At 57.3% G+C, this 17,833-nt stretch carries 14 protein-coding genes; 2 read left to right on the forward strand and 12 right to left on the reverse strand.

The genetic code is table 11. From position 1 onward, the window contains the following. The first annotated feature begins 110 nt into the window (after nucleotides 1-110). The gene (locus tag MHI24_RS11950) at nucleotides 111-305 is read left to right on the forward strand and encodes a hypothetical protein (protein ID WP_238653060.1); all 195 of its coding nucleotides are present in this window, start codon (nucleotides 111-113) and stop codon (nucleotides 303-305) included. Between the two features lie 241 nt (nucleotides 306-546). On the opposite strand, the gene MHI24_RS11955 is transcribed toward MHI24_RS11950, so the two are convergent. From MHI24_RS11955 to MHI24_RS11980, 6 genes are all read right to left on the reverse strand, one after another. After that, entirely contained in the window at nucleotides 547-783 is a 237-nt protein-coding gene (locus tag MHI24_RS11955) for a glutaredoxin family protein (protein ID WP_238653061.1), read from the reverse strand. Nucleotides 784-861: 78 nt separating this feature from the next. Beyond that, nucleotides 862-1,803, reverse strand: a complete 942-nt coding sequence (gene trxB, locus MHI24_RS11960) for a thioredoxin-disulfide reductase (protein WP_340025833.1) — start codon at nucleotides 1,801-1,803, stop codon at nucleotides 862-864. Between the two features lie 161 nt (nucleotides 1,804-1,964). After that, nucleotides 1,965-3,932, reverse strand: coding sequence for a heavy metal translocating P-type ATPase (locus tag MHI24_RS11965; protein ID WP_340025834.1), 1,968 nt, complete (start codon nucleotides 3,930-3,932; stop codon nucleotides 1,965-1,967). 612 nt (nucleotides 3,933-4,544) lie between these two features. Then, entirely contained in the window at nucleotides 4,545-7,031 is a 2,487-nt protein-coding gene (locus tag MHI24_RS11970; RefSeq protein WP_340025835.1) for a glycosyl hydrolase family 65 protein, read from the reverse strand. Continuing rightward, a complete protein-coding gene (locus MHI24_RS11975; RefSeq protein WP_340025836.1) occupies nucleotides 7,028-11,185 on the reverse strand; it encodes a glycoside hydrolase family 2 TIM barrel-domain containing protein in 4,158 nt (1,385 codons plus the stop codon). The genes MHI24_RS11970 and MHI24_RS11975 overlap by 4 nt, the downstream gene beginning before the upstream one ends. A gap of 2 nt (nucleotides 11,186-11,187) precedes the next feature. Then, nucleotides 11,188-11,853, reverse strand: a complete 666-nt coding sequence (locus tag MHI24_RS11980; protein WP_340025837.1) for a hypothetical protein — start codon at nucleotides 11,851-11,853, stop codon at nucleotides 11,188-11,190. Between the two features lie 382 nt (nucleotides 11,854-12,235). Here MHI24_RS11980 and MHI24_RS11985 point away from each other — a divergent pair, with 382 nt between their 5' ends. Beyond that, nucleotides 12,236-13,036 (forward strand): polysaccharide deacetylase family protein, encoded by an 801-nt coding sequence (locus MHI24_RS11985; RefSeq protein WP_340025838.1) that lies wholly within the window; start codon nucleotides 12,236-12,238, stop codon nucleotides 13,034-13,036. 449 nt (nucleotides 13,037-13,485) lie between these two features. Here the strand turns inward: MHI24_RS11985 and MHI24_RS11990 are convergent, their stop codons facing one another. The 6 genes from MHI24_RS11990 to MHI24_RS12015 are packed head-to-tail and all read right to left on the reverse strand — an operon-like array spanning nucleotide 13,486 to nucleotide 17,813. Further along, a complete protein-coding gene (locus MHI24_RS11990; protein ID WP_340025839.1) occupies nucleotides 13,486-14,742 on the reverse strand; it encodes an amidohydrolase in 1,257 nt (418 codons plus the stop codon). Nucleotides 14,743-14,748: 6 nt separating this feature from the next. Continuing rightward, nucleotides 14,749-15,183 (reverse strand): RidA family protein, encoded by a 435-nt coding sequence (locus tag MHI24_RS11995; protein WP_340025840.1) that lies wholly within the window; start codon nucleotides 15,181-15,183, stop codon nucleotides 14,749-14,751. Nucleotides 15,184-15,201: 18 nt separating this feature from the next. After that, the gene (locus tag MHI24_RS12000) at nucleotides 15,202-15,627 is read right to left on the reverse strand and encodes a Rid family hydrolase (RefSeq protein ID WP_340025841.1); all 426 of its coding nucleotides are present in this window, start codon (nucleotides 15,625-15,627) and stop codon (nucleotides 15,202-15,204) included. 29 nt (nucleotides 15,628-15,656) lie between these two features. Beyond that, nucleotides 15,657-16,427, reverse strand: coding sequence for an amino acid ABC transporter ATP-binding protein (locus MHI24_RS12005; RefSeq protein WP_340025842.1), 771 nt, complete (start codon nucleotides 16,425-16,427; stop codon nucleotides 15,657-15,659). A gap of 28 nt (nucleotides 16,428-16,455) precedes the next feature. Beyond that, nucleotides 16,456-17,139, reverse strand: a complete 684-nt coding sequence (locus tag MHI24_RS12010; protein WP_340025843.1) for an amino acid ABC transporter permease — start codon at nucleotides 17,137-17,139, stop codon at nucleotides 16,456-16,458. Continuing rightward, complete coding sequence (locus tag MHI24_RS12015; protein WP_340025844.1) at nucleotides 17,136-17,813, reverse strand: amino acid ABC transporter permease; 678 nt, start codon at nucleotides 17,811-17,813, stop codon at nucleotides 17,136-17,138. Before MHI24_RS12015 ends, MHI24_RS12010 begins: the two co-directional genes overlap by 4 nt. Nucleotides 17,814-17,833 lie beyond the last annotated feature (20 nt).

The following is a 17,833-nucleotide window of genomic DNA, read 5'->3' on the forward strand; positions in this document are numbered from 1 at the left end:
GCATTTTCAGCAACATTTTCTGCTCTAAAAGGAGAAGCTATCCTATATAATAAGGATACTTGTGTGACATTTGTCACCATACTCCTTGTTCTGAAACGGAGAGACCATCCATGACCTATGTTGATACGTCTGATATCTCGGCAAGAATGTTCGTCACAGTGCTGCTGCTGCTGATCATCATTGCACCGCTCATCAGCCTGGGTGTCCTGCGGCTGTTCCAGTCGCGCAAGAAATCGGGATTTATGCTTATTGCCGGCGGCGTTGCCGTCTATGCCGTATTTCAGCTTGTGATGTCTTTTACCTGATAGACCGGAGCGTTGCGCTGAAGACTCTGTAACCGCTCAACGCCCGGCTGCTTTCTCTCTTCGCTGTACCTCCTGCGTGCCACCCGATCCATAAAACACCCCACATGCCCCGTTTCGGCACATTATGTTCGGTTTTTCGCAGACATCCGGTCCACGCGCCTTCCCGCCAAAACAAGCAAACGCCAAAAAACCGCCCCCCGGAGGAAGCGGTCTGTATGCTGTACTAATCCATTCAGCGGATTTATTCCATTGCAGCCAAGGCTTTGTCGAACTTGGTCTTGTTCATGCCGACAATCTTGGTGTCGCCAATGACGGTAATCGGAACAGCTCTCATGCCCATATCCCATACCTGCTGGGCGTATTCATCGTTCTGCTCGATGTTGCGTTCTTCGTAGGCTACGCCTTTATCGCTCAGGAAGCTCTTCACCTGACGGCAGTGCGGGCAGTTGGTTGAAGTGTAGACAATAACATTCTCCATAGTATGATATCCTCCTAATTGGTTCAGTATCTTAGCTCTATTGTAGCACCGGAACCCCTGCGGGACCAAATGCTGAGGTTACATCATGACTGCGCTGTGCTCCAGACTCTCGATATATTTCTCGGCATCCATAGCCGCCATACAGCCGCTGCCTGCTGCCGTAATTGCCTGTCTGTAACGGGTATCCTGCACGTCGCCGCAAGCAAATACACCAGGGATATTGGTCTCGGAGGTTCCGGGATTCGATACGATATAGCCGTTCGCATCCGTTGTGATCTGTCCGCCGAGGAACGCTGTGTTGGGATGATGGCCCACGGCAACAAATACGCCGCTCGCTTCAATGAACTCTTCCTCGCCCGTCTCGTTGTTGACCACCTTCAGACCGGTTACGCCCTTGTCGCCGGCAATGACCTCTACAGGGGTACGGTTCAGCGCCCAGGACACCTTGGCATTATCGCGGACACGGTCCTGCATAATCTTGGAGGCCCGCAGCTCATCACGGCGGTGCACCAGCGTTACCTTGGAAGCGAACCGGGTCAGGAAGCCAGCTTCCTCCAGCGCGGAATCGCCGCCGCCGACCACCACAATCTCTTTGCCCCGGAAAAAGAACCCGTCACAGGTCGCGCATGTGCTGACTCCGCGTCCGACATTGTCCTGCTCGCCGGGAATACCGAGGTACTTCGCCGTTGCGCCGGTAGAGATAATCAGGGTGTCCGTCACCAGTGTGCCCATGCCTTCCACGTTCAGCTTGAACGGACGTTCGCCAAGCTCTACACTGTTCACCCAGCCGGTCACGAACTGTGCGCCGAAGCGCTCAGCCTGCTTGCGCATATTATCCATCAGATCGGGGCCAAGAATACCCTCCGGGAATCCCGGGAAGTTCTCGATCTCGGTTGTCGTGGTAAGCTGTCCGCCAGGCTGCGGACCTTCGATTACGAGCGGGTTCAGGTTGGCCCGGGCCAAGTATATAGCAGCTGTCAATCCGGCCGGTCCGGTACCGACAATTATCGATTTGTACATGATAGTATCCCCCTTGAGTTGGGCGGCTAAGTCGCCGATTCTTATTTAAAATAATTATAATGTAGTATTTATTATGATCACCTCAAGGGTAATTGTCAATACGCCAGACACGATGTAAACGCTCCTTTTTGTGAACAATTCAATTTTGAACAATCAAAAAATTAGCGCAGCAGCCGCAGGCCGTTAAGAATGACGAGAATCGTGCTTCCTTCATGCCCCACCACCCCAAACGGCAGCGCAATTCCCTGCACAAAGTTGCTGATCATCAGGGCTGCAATCACCGTCACGGCGAACACCATATTCTGCTTCACAATCCGCTGCGTGCGGCGGGCCAAGGCTACGGTTCCGGCAATCTCTTCAATATTGTCATTCATCAGCACTACATCGGCAATCTCCAGCGCGGCTCCGCTGCCCTTCATGCCCATGCCCATCCCGACCGTTGCCGTAGCCAGCGCTGGCGCATCATTCACGCCGTCGCCCACCATGATCACATGGCCGTACTGCTCGCGGAGTGCTTTGACATGCGTAACCTTATCCTCCGGCAAAAGCCCGGCGAACACCAGGTCCACGCCCGCCTTCCCGGCAATCACCTGCGCCGTGGCCTCGCGGTCCCCGGTCAGCATCGCCACCCGGATGCCCAGCTCCTGCAGCTTGCGCACGGCAGCCGCCGCCTGGGGACGCACGGTATCCTGCAGCGCAATCATTCCGGCAACGGTATCACCGTCCATGATCAGCGAGACGGTTTTGCCTTCCTGCTCCAGCCTGCTGCGCAGTGCGTTCCAGTTGTCAGCGCCGGGCTGCTGAGCAGCACTGGTCTCTTCATCCAGCAGATTCGACTTGCCAATCCGCCAGAGGCGGCCGTCAATGACGCCTTCAATCCCCCAGCCCGTGACCGATCTGCTCTCCTTAACCTCCCGCAGCGTGATGTGCTCCGCTTCCGCCAGCGCGACCACCGCTTCCGCCAGCGGATGGCCTGAGAGCTTTTCAATAGAGGCGCTGACTGCCAGCAGCTCTTCCCGGTCATAACCGGTACCGGCGATGAAGTCTGTAACCTGCGGGACACCTTCAGTCAAAGTACCTGTCTTGTCAAAAGCGACCACCGAGGTCCGCGCCATATTTTCCAGGTGAACTCCGCCTTTGAACAGGATGCCTTTGCGGGCGCTTTTGGAGATCGCCGACAGCATGGCTGGCATAATAGAGGAAACGAGCGCGCAAGGTGACGCCACGACCAGGAAGACCATTGCTTTGTAGAACGTATTGCTCCAGCTCCAGTCCAGCAGGAACGGCGGCAGCGCAATCAGCAGGACGGTTGCCGCGACCACGACACGGGCATAGACGGATTCAAGGCGTTTGATGAACCGCTGGGAATCAGGGACCTCATTCTCGGCCTCTTCCACCATGCGGATGATTTTGGCAAACAGCGTATTCTCGGCTGTCTTGGTCACTTCGATATACAGAGGGCCTTCCCCGTTGACCGTACCGGCGAACACTTCGCTGCCCGGGGTTTTGTCTACGGGCAGCGATTCGCCGGTGATGGAGGCCTGGTTGACGGAGGATTCGCCCCGGCACACCTTGCCGTCTGCCGGAACCAGCTCACCGGGACGGACCAGCAGCAGGTCGCCAAGCATAAGCTGGTCAATCGTTACCTCACTCATCGCCCCCTGCTCAATGCGTACAGCGGTAGCCGGCTTCAGTGCCAGCAGAGAGGAGATATCCTTCTTGCTGCGCTCCATCGTGTAGCTCTCCAGTGCTCCGCTTAAGGCAAAAATGAAGATCAGCATGGCCCCTTCATTCCAATATCCGATGGAGGCTGCGCCCAGGGCAGCGGCGATCATCAGCAGATTGACATCCAGGTCGCGCTCCTTGACCAGCGTCTCCACGCCTTCCTTCGCCTTGATCCAGCCGCCCAGGGCGTAGGAGACGACATAGAGCAGGACGGACAGCACCTCCGACCAGCCGCTGACCGCCCAGGCGGTCAGCATGATCAGCCCGCTGCCGAGCGCAGCCTGCATTTCGGAGTTGCTGAGCATCGCCAGCGGATCGAAGCGGCGCGGCTCCGGTGTCCGGGGCTGCTGCGCCCCTCCCTGGCGCGCGGCGGATTTGGGCATTGATTTCGAGGTTGCTTGCATAATACATCACCTTCCTGATTGTAGTTATTGCGGGTATAAGCAGCACGCTGTGAGAATGAGAGCCATTATTATTGCCCTTAAAATGACACATGCTGCCCCGGCTCCGCCGGGACAGCATGTTGAATAGATATGGGATTTGACCATAATGACCTGGATAATGGCATGACTGAAACTGGTGACCAGAATAAAAACATGACTGGGAGATAAATGAGAATGATAATCATTGTTGCAATAATACAACTATATTTCCTCAGTGCAACTTATACCTATACTATACCACGCCGGGAGCAAAAGTAAACCGGGGGATGAGCCTAATTTTCAGGAAAGAGGGTAGGCGTGGAGAAAGGGGGGGGATTTCTGGGGAGCGGATGGATGAATTTATTTAACGTCATTAACAGTAACTTCTGGTTCACCTGCGAATTCAGGTGCACTTCTGCACCTCATTTCTGCGTATCCCCCAATTTAGGCGAATTCAGGTGCACTTCTGCACTTCATTGATCCAACGATTCCAAGTGTTGAACGCCAAAGTGTCCCGCCCGGCGCTACTAGGAGCCGGTGGCGGGACACTTTTTATATACTGCTTATATCTCTGTCTCTACAGAAAGCCTGCGGCTACAGTATGACCTCCACTTTCACTGATTGCTTGTGCGGATATGCGGGGATGACGGTCCCTTCGAGCCGTTCGCCGTCGACCCGGATTTCCTGGACGCCTGAGCAGACACGGCTGTTGTTCTTCACGGTAATCTCATATTCACAGCCACGGAACCGCCGGGTGACCGAGAAGCCCTCCCAGGAAGACGGGATGCACGGGTTAATGGACAGTCCGGCCAGCACCGGCTTGATGCCCATAATGTACTGTGTAGCGGCTACATACATCCACGCAGCGGTCCCGGTCAGCCAGGATACATTCGCCAGACCGAATCTGTCGGACTCCGGTCCGAACAGGTTCGAGGCATAGACATACGGCTCCGCTTTGTAGCGCCAGATTCCGGCCTGCTCCATGGCGATGTTCGGGATCAGCTGGCGGTAATATTTGTACGCCTGATCCCCTCTGCCCAGCATGCATTCCGCAATAATCGCCCAGGTATTGGCGTGGCAGAAGACGGCCCCGTTCTCCCCGGTTCCTTTGTTATAGTTGGTTAACGGATCGGCGGGATCGGGGAAGGTGGTGATGGACGGGTGCAGTTTTCGGATGCCTAGCTCTGTATCGAGAATGTCGCGCACACTGTCCATCGCCTTCAGCCCCTTGTCAGGCTCAGCCATCCCGGACAGGGTCGCCCAGGTCTGGGCATTGAGCCAGATCTGGGCCTCCTCATGCTCAGCGGTCCCCAGATAACGCCCGTCATCCATCACCGCCCGCCGGAACCAGTGCCCGTCCCAGCCCAGCGTGTTTACGAGCGACTTCTGCTTCCTGTAGAGCCGGTCATAGTCCGCCGCATGCTCCGGGTAGCCGGAGGCCGCCGCCAGATCCTTCATGCGCAGCAGTACCGTCCCGAACTGCATCGCTGTCCAGATGCTCTCCCCTCTGCCCTCACGGCATACGCGGAAAAGCTGGTCATTCCAGTCCGAGCGCAGCATCAGCGGGAAGCCGTTCGGCCCCAGCCGGGAGACAGTGAAGTCCACCGCCCGCTTCAAATGATCATAGAGCGATGCCTCACCGCCGTCATAGAACGGAATATTTTCCTGGAGGAATGCCGCGTCTCCGGTCTCGGCAAGAATGTCCCATACGGCCAGCGCCGTCCACAGGTGATCATCCGAATGGATGCTGGTCACCGGGTCCCAGCCCTCATTCGGGAAAAAGTAATGATTCACATGCCCGTCCTGATACTGCTGCCCGAGGAGCAGACGGACTTTATCCTTGGCCGCCTCCGGATCATACGGTACGACCGCCAGAATATCCTGGGCCGTATCCCGGTAGCCTACGCCCCGGAAGGTGCCGGTGGCATAATACGAAATATTGCGCGAGAACAGGAAATTTCGCTGTGACTGGTACGGATTCCAGGTGTTCAGCATGCGCTGTGCATCCTGATCCGGCAGTTCACAGCTCCAGGCCCCGAGGTAACGCTCCCAGTTCTCCTGAAGCGCGGCATAGGAACGGGTGACGAAATCCGCCTCGCGTGAATGGCCGATGGCCCGTTCAATCTCGGCCTCGTTCATGGCTGTCCCGAGAAAAAAGTTCACCGTGCGTGACTCACCGGGCGCAAGCCTTACCCGGACCTGGAGGGCGCCGCAGGGGTCGCCTCCCAGAATCGCTGAGCCGGTGCAGCCCCCCTGCTCAATAGCGGCCGGATTCGACTCACTGCGGTAGCTGCCGATGAATTCCTCACGGTCACCGTCATACCCGGCAAGCGGTGCATCTGACATCATATAGACCAGCGGGGTTTCGTCCGGCTTGGGCTGATTTTCCACCCCGTATTTATAGATCAGCGCTTCCTTCTCATGGTACTGCACCGAGACCTGATGCTTGTTATAGCATTGCCATTGCAGCTCACGCATGAATTCCATCATCCCAAACTCGGCGTAGGCGTACACATTCAGCTCCTTGACCCCGCTGCTATGGTTCGTCAGCGTCAGATTCCAGATCAGCGAGTTCTCATAGGGTCCGACAAAATAAACCGTCTTCGCCGCCAGCTCATCCGCCTGCGCTTCAAAGCGGGTATAGCCCATGCCATGGCTGCTCTTCCACTCCTGCGGCTTCCGGAAGGCCGGCTCATAGGTGGGACACCAGTAGCTGCCTGTTCCGGCATCCTGCAAGTAAATATAGGGGCCGGAGCGGTCGGTGGGCAGATGGAAGAAACGGTAGCGGGTAATCCGCCAGATCTGCGGAGACTTATAGAAGGAGAGTCCGCCACCCGCATGGGACAGCATCGTATGGAAGGTTCCGTTGGATAAATAGTTCAGCCAGGGGGTCGGCATATCATGCCGCTTGAACTCTACCTCCCTCGCCTCATCATGAAAGGCAAAATACTGGTCCAGCTCTGAAGTGCGGCCGGAAGGGCCTGCGGGTGATATGGACGATGCGGATGATGCAGATGCTGCGGATGTTACCGGTTCATTGGCGTTCATATCGGTCTGCTCCTCTCCATTGATCTTGCTCACTTAGGCTCCACCTCATCCATCGTCAGGCGGAACTCCAGATCATTCATATACGTGCCGTCCGTATTCAGGAAAACCATACCGAAGGCAATATCCTCCTGCGCTCCCCGGACGATGGCGATCAGGCGGTTGATCCCGCTGGCCAGCGTAATCTCCTGTTCAGGCTCAGGCACCAGCCTGCCGTTCATATAGATGTCAAAAGCGCAGGCCGAGTTCACCCGGAGTCTGCCGGTTCTTGCGCCGTCTCTGCTCACACTGCCCAAGGCTGCTTCCGCCGTCTCCGGCAGATGCACGAAGCAGCTCAGGAACAGAGGGCGTCCTTCCGGTGCGGGAATGAGGAAGGTTCCGTCCGGGCGGCGTTCTTTTTTCTTCATCCAGCCATATAGTCCTTCCCCCAAATTGTTCAGGGAGAACTCGGGGTCGGTATAGTAGTCCTTCATTGCCTCATAGTCGATGTGCGGCGGACAGAACAGCGTCATTGCGGCCTCCACCGCCCACTGCGCATCCTCCTTGTCATGGAGCAGCAGTTCATCTGCGAACGCGGCTCCTAGATTGGCGAGCAGGCGGGTGTAGAGCCTGAGGCTTTTGTCGCTGTCGGGATCGGCGAGCAGCTGTGAGCAGAGAATCTCTCCCGCTCCGGCCGTCTGCCGGATTACAAAGGCCCCCGGAGCAGCGGCCTGGCTGCGGTTCAGCTCGACCAGCGCCAGCCGGCTGTATTCCGCCGTATGCTGCCCGGCGAAATAGTCCTTCCAGGCCGTGCCTTCGACGCTGGTGCACAGCACCTCGGCGTCCGGCACCTCCAGCCTGCACCCGGCCAGCTCCCGGTTGACGACATCCCGGGGCGAGAGATGCACCTTGTCGAAGCCGAACAGGTCGACTGGGCTGATGCCCTGCACGGCGGCGTACGCATAGTCCGCCGCCAGATGATACGTCCCGTGCGGCGCGATGCGCACGGGAGCGTCCAGCAGGCGGGCAAGCGCCTCCTGCCCGCCGGGCTCTGCCGGCAGCACCAGCACGCTGCCGCCGGCCAGGGCCGCCTGGCGCACGGCTTCCGCCGCGCCCGGCTCGCCCAGCAGTGCGGCCTCCACTACGAGGAGGCCGGGGGCAAGGCTGGACAAGCCTGCGGCGCTGTCCAGCCTGTGGCCCTTCAGGCGGAGCTTGCTGAGCAAGGCTGCCGCCGGACTGCCGCTGCGGACCCAGACCGCAGCGGACCTTGCCGCCGCGGGCGTCAGCGCGGCGGCGGGTGCGGCCGCGTGCACCGCGCGGCCCGCGTACTGCAGCAGGCTGCGCAACAGCAGCTGCGCCTGGGGAACCCGCTGGAGATGATCCATGATCTCCAGCTGATTCGCCAGGAGCATGCCTGCTCCGCTGCGGTATTCGAGCAGCGGCGACCACAGATCGCCGCCGTCTCCGAAGTCCCCTGCGCTGCATTCCAGCAGCAGGGTGAAGTCACCGGTCACCGGCTTCTCGAACGCCGCCCGGATAATCGGCAGCGGACCATCCTCGCGCAGCTCCTCATGCCAGTACATCAGATCCTCCGCGCCTAATCCCCGGAGCACCGGATGCCCGTAATCGCCGCTATGTGCGCGGATGAATTCCCGGCGGGTGAGCGCCAGCCGGCCGGGAGAGAGATGAAGCTGCTCCAGCAGCAGCAGCCGGCCGCCCCGCTGCACGAATCCTCTCAGCCTCCGGTCCAGCGCCGCGTCCTTGTCCTGCATTTTGCTGCCGACAATCAGCAGGGTCCCGGGCGTAAGACTCCCTACCGCTTCCGGCTCTGCCCGGACCAGCGCGGGCACCAGCGTGTGAATGGCCTGGAAGTCCCGGTCAGAGCCGATGTATGCTGCGGGCAGAGCGATCTCAACCGGCTCGGTCCGGCAGCTGCCGGACAGCAGGCGGTAGCTTACGTCAAGCTCATGCATCAGCGCACTGCTATGGAACAGCCGGGCGGACAGCGTGGTTTCTTCTTCGCCTATACCCGCGCTACCTTCCTCTCCCCTGCCCTTGACAGCCTCCGGCATCCACTCCAGCCGGATGCTCCGGCGCTGAGCAGGCTCATGAAGGAAGCGGATGGTCTCGCTGTGTACCCTGCGCCCGCCCTGCATGACCTCACATTCGATTGTTACTTCCTGCGCGGACAGCGTATCGTTATAAACATCGAAGCTGCGGCAGAGTGGCACATCATCGAAGAAGCAGCGGTTGTATTCGGCGGCAATCAGCGTGACCGGCTTTAAGGCTGCGGCCATAATGGCAAAAGCCGGATTAGGCCGGTAGACAGGATACTCCTCCGGCAGCAGCCCGTTGTTCAGCGATAGCGAGTATGCCGGAATCACAGCAGGCTTGGGACCGGGTGTGGTCAGGTCGGCCTGCGGCAGCCTGATCTCCTGCTCCGGCATCGCCCGCATGAAGTAGTGGACAAAATTAAAGGTAGAGATGCCTGAGACGCCCTGCCGCCGTGCATATTCCACGAACAGCCGCTCCTTGCGGGCCAGCCCGGCAGCACTTGCGTCCGAATCCTTGTATACATCCATTCCCGTGTACATACTGCTGTTCTGCGGACAGATGTACCACCAGCCGCCATGCTCGCCGAAGGTGAGCGGAACCTGCCGGTCCCACTGCGCGATGGTGCCGTCAATGTTGTAATGACGGCTCTCCACCTCGGTCTGCTGCCTGGAGACCAGGCGGTTATCGCCCTCCACCATAACCGGGCGGGTATCATCCAGTGCCTTCATCAGTCCGATCAGGCCGGGGATATGCTGCTTGTAGTGATCCCGTCCGTCCACCCAGCGCATCTCGTTCTGCACACTCCACAGAATGACCGAAGGGTGATTCTTGTCCCGCTGCACCAGCCGCTGCACATGCCCGCGGCAATTGCCGATGAAATCGGGATGGGCGGCATCCATGCTTTTGCTGGAGCCGTAGATGGCCGTCTCATCGACAATCAGCATCCCCTCCTCATCGGCAATCCGCAGATAATCAGATGGATACGGCTGTGCATGCAGCCGGATGCTGTTAATGCCCGCCTGCCGGCACATCCGGTACCAGTTACGGATATAGTCCTCTGTCTGCTGAGCCGCCCCCTGAAAATGCCAGGAGTCCCCCCGCAGATTAACGGGAATCCCGTTCAGCATAAATTGCGGCCCTTCGCACCAGAACTCCCGGAAGCCGAAGGTTTCGCTCCGGCGGTCCAGAATCCCGCTGTCCGATTGCAGCACAAGCTCCAGCTCATACAGGACAGGGGAATCCGGGCTCCACAGCAGGGCCTCCTGCCAAGGCAGGCTGAATACAGCTCCGCCCCACTCCCGGCTGCCGGTATTGACGCATAACTGCCGTCCTGCCGCAGCCTCCGCAGGGCGAAGCGCTACTGCGGCTTCCGCTTCAAGTACGGGCAGCGGACGGGCGTCCGCCAGCGGCTGCACAAGATACGGCGGCTCTGCCAGTGCTGGCTGAACACCAGACCTCCGCTCCCTGACCTGCAAAAGCACCCGCAAGCCTTCGGGAGAGAGCCCCTCTTCTGTGCCGCTTATCAGAGCATCCACTTCCAGCCTTCCCTGCCGGACAGAGGTGCGGATCGTAAGATCCTCCAGCGATACCTGCGGATAGGCCTCCAGGAAAACATCCTGCCAGATGCCCCGGGCGAGTCTGCCGAACCAGGAGCCGGAGAGTCCGGTGATTTTGGTCTCCCCGGAGGGAAGCACCACCGTGTCAAAGCTGCCGCAGACCACATGCAGCTGCTGCTCCCGGCCGGGCTTCACCAGCGCGGTGATATCCAGCCGCAAGGGCAGGAAGCCGTCCTCCCAGACGGCAATCCGCTCGCGGTCCAGGTAGATGGCCGCTTTTTGCAGAATGCCGTCAAACCGCAGTACGACCCGCTGCCCCAGCATCGTCTCCGGCACCTGAAAGCTGCGGTGTAGCACCCCGGCTTCGGCTGCATTCCATTCCTCGGGATATTTGTACACATCGAAGGGCTGGAACTGATACTCGGCGACTTCGCCGAATTTGCCGCCCGAAGGGGCAGGATAGCTGTAGCGCCAGCTCGATGGAACCTGTATTTTGCGGGCCTCGTATTGCAATCTCTCCGGAAGCGCGCGGCTGCGCGGCTGGTCATAGAGCGGCATGAAATCCCACTCACCATTGAGACATATGGATGTACGTAGCATAATCATTCTCCTTTTCCCGTATGGGGGCGGGGGATGGTTAGGACGAGTGCAAGCTTTTTCCAAATGGCCTGATCCGGCGGCATCTCACTCCATTTCCTGAAATGCGGGTCCATCACCTCACCCCAGTTGTCCGGCCGCAGATTCGTAGTAAGCTTCCCGGCGTACGGGGCAGGCTCTACCGTTGCTGGCAGCTCGGCATAAAAAAACAGCAGGTTCTCATGCAGCCCGATGATCCCGTACTTGTCACCGTCTCCCGGTCGCTCCTCCTGATACTGATAATGGTGGTACACATAGCTGGCGACCTGCTCCGGCTTCAGCGCCGCCACTCGTCCGTAAGGGGTTCCTGCCGTATGATTACGCTTCCAGTGCTCTGCGGAGACCGGCTGCTGATAATGAAAAATGTCCATCATAGGCACCCACAACCGGGCCTGCTCCCCTCCCGGCCATTCCTTGAGAATCTCCGCAGCACCCTCAAATAACTGCTCCGGCTCCAGCTCGCGGCTGGTGCACTCATAGTACAGAAACAGCTGCTTGCCATCCTGAAAAATACTAAGCTGTGCCAGGTCCAGCCTGTCCATGCGTTCATTCAGCAGTCGGGTCTGTGCGCCCAAGAACGCTGACGGATTAGCATCCTCCCGGCACTCGGCTCTATATAAACAACGCTGCATTGTATCCCTCCAACCTTATGTCATCTCTCCTTTAGAGTACCGTATCCGGCGGGCCGGTTCCTTGACGATCATGCCCTTCTTTAGCATAATAACGACATGCGAAAATGGTGGTATAAGCAAGGGACAGATGCATCTGAGTGACTCGCGCGCTAACGGTGCTATTCCAGAAAATGTAGTGTAGACACGGTCCTCATCCTGTTCCCCCTTGAGAATGTCCTGGCCAGGACCCGCTGCTGCGCGGATGACGCATTTACAAGAGTCTTGCTAATCGCTCTGCATTCTGGCATTGTTCTTGGTGGAGCTATATTCCATATTCGTCTTAGGCGGAACCGGTGCTCACATTTAAATGATGTATATTTTACAGTCAGGGAGGGTTACAGCAATGAGAGTCAAATTCGATTTATTTCCAGGCGGCGTTACTAAAGCGCTAACAACGAGCTGGGATGATGGAAGAACCTATGACCGGCGGCTCGTGGAGATTCTGAATCAGCATGGGCTGAAGGGGTCTTTTCATCTGAATTCGGGGTTGTTCGGCAAGGAGGGCTACATCTCACAGGACGAGGTGGCTGCGCTCTATGAGGGGCATGAGATTTCCGCGCATACCAGCACGCATCCTTTCCTCACCATGACCCCGCGCGAAGGGATCGCGGAGGAGATTCTGACCGACCGCAAGGCGCTGGAGGCGCTGGCCGGTTATCCCGTAAGGGGCATGTCCTATCCGTTCGGCAATTACGATGATCAGGTGATCGGCCTGCTGCCGGCCCTGGGCATTGAGTATTCGCGCACGGTGAATTCCCACCGCAGCTTCAGCCTGCCGGACAACCTGCTGGCCTGGCACCCTACCTGCCATCACAAGGAGATGCTGGCCCTGGGCCAAAAGTTCCTGGAGGAGAAGCCCCGCCACTCGCATATGCAGCTGCTCTATGTCTGGGGACACAGCTATGAGTTCAATGACGATGACAACTGGGGAGAGCTGGAGCAGTTCGCCGCTATGATGGGCGGCCATGAAGACATCTGGTACGCCACCAACATCGAGATCGCGGACTACCTGTCCGCTGTTCAGGGGCTGCGCTTCTCGGCTTCGCAGGAGATGGTCTATAATCCGTCGGCAACGGAGGTATGGATCTCTGTCGGGGATGAAGCCCGCCGTGTTCCGGGCGGGGAGACGGTGAAGCTGGGGTAAGGCGGAGAATAAAGTAGTTGGATTAATGCTGCTTATTTAGACGCTATTTGCCGCTTTACGGTAATTAGTTGGATAATTGTTATTTAATTCTGCCAAAATTTCATTTCCGGGCGGATTAGGCTGCAGGAGGTGCTCTTTTTCCACTTATTGTACCGGGAAGGGAGCTTCCTTCGTATTTAAGTGCCCTATTTCCACTTGCTTCAGGAACTCACCGGCGGGAGCGGAATGTCCTTGTGGCAATGTCATCTAACTCAAAGGCTGGTTATCGTTTTGGGCAAGTGGAAACGGCTAGGCCGTCTTTTTTAAAGACGGTATCGTTTCAGCGAGAAATATAAGGACAAGTTATCGTGTGGAACATATAAATTCTTATATTTTTTAAAAAAAGACGGCTCCCTGATGATCAAGAAGCCGTCTTTTTTTGCTGCTACGTATTCAATTGCCGCATCAGGCTACACCAGCACTCTCCGCGCTATGCCTGCCAGCAGATTAGCGGCCGGCTCAAGGACGGCTTCGTCAATATCGAATTCAGGCTGGTGATGGGCGGCAGGCCGGTCAGAGCCGATAATCATATAAGTGCTGATCCCTCCGCGCTGCTGGACCCGCTGCATCATGAATCCGGCATCCTCGCTTCCAATCGCTACGGCCACACGCTCGGAAATGGAACGGAAGGCCGGATGTCCGGCCGCTTCCTCCGCCACAAGCCGCACAGCTTCCTCGTCACAATGAATCGGAATGGCTGCACCTGTTACTTCAACCTCACAGGACAGCTCATACATCTCCGCACTGTGCTGCAGAATCCGCCTGATCCTGCGCTCCAGATCGCTGTTGATTTCGAGGGAATCGGAACGGCACTCCAGCACCATTCTGGCTTGCTCCGGCACAATATTGGCCGCCGTTCCGCCCTCAAGCACACCTACATTCACAAAGGTCTGCCCGCCGCTGTTGCGGGGGATGGCATGGATGTTCAGCAGTGCCGCCGCTGCGCCCAGCAGCGCATTGCGGCCAAGCTCCGGAGCCGCTCCCGCGTGGGAAGATACTCCTCTAAATTCCGCTGTAAGCTTAGTGGTAGCCAGAAAGCCCAGCGCACCGGCGAACAGCTGGCCTGAGACTGCGTCTGTCGCCAGATGGTGGCAGAACAGATAATCGGCATCATCCAGCCAGCCCTTGCTGACAACCGCCTCCGCTCCCCTGACCCCTTCCTCCGCCGGCTGAAAAATCAGCTTCAGCGTTCCGGCAAACTCCCGGTCCGCCAGCCTCTCCGCCAGTGCCAGGCCGATGGCCGTATGGCCGTCATGCCCGCAGGCATGCATGATTCCGCTGTAGCGGGAGGCAAAGCCCTCCCGGTGCGGAAGATGCTGCTCCCCCCGGCTCTCGGTCACGGGCAGAGCATCCATGTCGAAACGGAAGGCGGCGACAGGCCCGGGACGCTTGCCCTGCAATATGCCGATTACTGCCGTATATCCGCCTTTCATCGGCCCGACAAGGTCAGGATCAGCACCATGCTCCAGGGCGCGTTCATAAGCAGCATCCAGTATCTCGGCAGACGGGACGCCTTTGCGGACAGCTCCGTCCAGCGCTTCTGGCCCATACACCGTAGTGTAGCCCCAGGAAGATAACAACCCCGCTACAATGGAGGCTGTGCGGAACTCCGTAAAGCCGACCTCCGGATGGGCATGCAAATCCCGGCGCATTGCAATAATGTCCATACTCCGTTACACTTCCCTGATTACAGCTTCAACATCGATTTCCATCAGCAGCTCGGGCAAGGCGAGGCCTTCCACAATCAGTCCCGTACTGCAGGGAAAGACACCTTGGAAATGCTCCGCGATGACTGCATAAGCCTCGCTCCGGTATTCTCTTTCTGTCAGGTACACCGTGATTTTGCACACATCCTGCATGCTCCCTCCGGCTTCTTCCAGCAGCTGCTTCACATTCCGGCACGCTTGCCGGGTCTGCTCAGCCACATTGTCCAGCCCGTGAAAGTTGCCGTCCAGGTCAAACCCCGTCTGGCCGCGGAGAAACATCCTCCGCCCGCTGCGCACCGCCATGCTGAATTCATTCTGCACATGATGCTCCGGCGCACCCATCCCGGCAGGGTAGAATTGCTCTGTCTTAAACGTCCTGAATCTTGTAGTCGTTGCTGTCATCTGAACTCCCCCTGATTCTTATTCGGCCACCATGGCTTCGACATCAATCTCCACATACATTTCGGGCAGAGCCAGCCCCTTCACGACAAGACCGGTACTGCAGGGAAATACGCCCTGAAAATGCTTGGCAATTACAGCATAAGCTTCGCTCCGGTAATCCCGGTCGGTCAGATACACCGTAATTTTGCACACATTATCCATCGAGCCGCCGGCTTCACCCAGAAGCTGTCTGATATTGAGGCAGGCCTGTTCGGTCTGCTCGGCAACATTGTCCAGTCCGCGGAAGTTCCCGTCCAGATCAAATCCGGTCTGCCCCCGCAGGAAAATACGGTCACCCGCCCGCACAGCCATACAAAATTCATTCTGAATATGATGCTCCGGCTCCCCCATCTGTGACGGATAAAAGCTCTGGGTCGAAAACTTGCGGTATCTTGTAATTTCCATAATGAACATTCCCCTTATCATTCATAGGATCAGCCAAAGGCTGTAAAGCTTGTATTGGACAAAAATTGCTGTAATCTGGGACTCTGCGAACGGCGGAATATCGTATCCGGTGTTCCCTGCTCCACAATGACTCCCTGATCCATAAAGATCACCCGGTCAGCCACATTGGCGGCAAACTCCATCTCATGCGTGACCACAATCATGGTCATTCCTTCTCCGGCAAGATCCTTCATTACCCGCAGGACATCACCGACCAGCTCGGGGTCCAGCGCAGACGTAGGCTCATCAAACAGCATAATTTCAGGCTCCATCGCCAACGCCCGGGCAATCGCAACCCTCTGCTGCTGGCCGCCCGACAGATAAATGGGATGCATATCCCGCTTTTCCAGCAGACCCACCTTGGCAAGCAGCGCCTCCGCCTTTTGGATGGCCGCCTTTTTATCCGTCTTCTTCACCCGCAGCGGTGCTTCTATGACATTCTCCAGCACGGTCATATGCGGCCACAGATTGAACTGCTGAAAGACCATGCCAGTTTTGAGCTTGCCCGGGGCTGACTTGGCAGGCCGGGCTTCCCCTGCTTGTCTCGCATACAGCACCTCATCCTGAATCCGGATGACACCTTCGGTCGGAGTTTCGAGCAGGTTCAGACAGCGGAGCAGCGTGCTTTTTCCTGAACCGCTGGGGCCGATGATGCCAACAACCTCTCCCATATCAATGTGCAGATCAATGCCTTTCAGAACAAGCTGGTCCCCGAACTTCTTGTGCAGCCCGGTTACCTCTACAGCTACAGAACTACTCATACAGATCCCTCCCTGCTATAAAAAGCCGCTAAATCCACTCTGATCTTTTGTTCCGCTTCATATATTTGGTGAAATGTGCCTCCCACTTGTCCGCCAGCGCAGCCAGCAGTGTATTCAATATCCAGTACAGAAGCGCAAGCGCAATGTACACTTCGAAATAGCGGAAGGTCTCGCCGATAATCCGTGTTCCGGCAAAGGTCAGCTCATGAACCGTCACGGTGGACAGAATCGCCGACTCCTTGACCAGACCGACCAGCTGATTGGTCAGCATCGGAATAATGAGCGCCATCATCTGCGGAAATGTAATCCGGGTAAAAGCCTGAACACGGCTCATGCCCAGTGAACGGGCTGCTTCCAGATGTCCCTTCGGGACAGACTCCACTCCTGAACGGTAAATCTCGGCGAAATAGGCACTGCCGAAAATCGTCAGCGTAATCACTCCGCAGACAAATGCGCTTAAGGTTAATCCGTATAACGGACCTACGTAGTAGAGCAGATAGACCTGAACCAGGAACGGGGTTCCGCGCACCACATTGATATAGGATTTGCCGAGGAACCGGACCACGGAGCTGCCGGACATTCTCAGCATGCAGACCGGCACACCGAGCAGCATCCCCAGCACCAGGCTGGATGCACAGATCAGTATCGTATTATAGAGACCGTGGAGCAGGGCCGGATAGAAATCGAGCAGGATAGAGAAGTCAATCGTCATGCCCGGTCACCTCCGCTTCTGCCGGTCCACACCGATTGTTTCCGGCGGTACAGATTAATCAGGAACATCAGACCCAAATTAATGACCAGATAGATCGCTGCAACCATAATATAGATCTCTGTAGGCCTGTAGGTTGTCGTTATAATTTGCTGTCCGGTCCGCAGCAGCTCCACGACGGAGATAATGGACACAATCGCCGAATTTTTCAGCACCAGAATGAATTCATTCGTCAGCGGCGGTACCAGCTTGGCAAAGACGAGCGGCATTTTGATCCGCAGCAGAATCTGCAGCTTGCTCATATCCAGGGCGCGTGCAGCCTCGATATAGCCCGGCGGAATCGATTCCAGCCCGGCGCGGAAATACTCGGATTGATAAGCCGCGGAGTTCATGGCCAGCGCCAGCATGCCGATGAGCCAGGTGGGCATGTCCACCCCGATCAGGGAGATGCCGTAATAAATGACGAACAGCTGGATAATAAACGGCACACCCCGGATAAAGCTTACGTAGGCACGGACAGGAATCTGCAATACTTTCAGTCCGCTGACCCGCATTTGCGAGAGCAGAATCCCTCCCAGAAAGGCGAGGACAATCGCCCCTGCCGATATTCCCGCCGTTAACAGGGCACCGTGCAGCAAATTCGGTAAATACTTCACAACCGTTTCAAATTCGAACATTCACACACCTCGCTTCACAC

Origin of the sequence: Paenibacillus sp. FSL K6-1096, assembly GCF_037977055.1 — a bacterium.
Taxonomy (GTDB): domain Bacteria; phylum Bacillota; class Bacilli; order Paenibacillales; family Paenibacillaceae; genus Paenibacillus_AQ.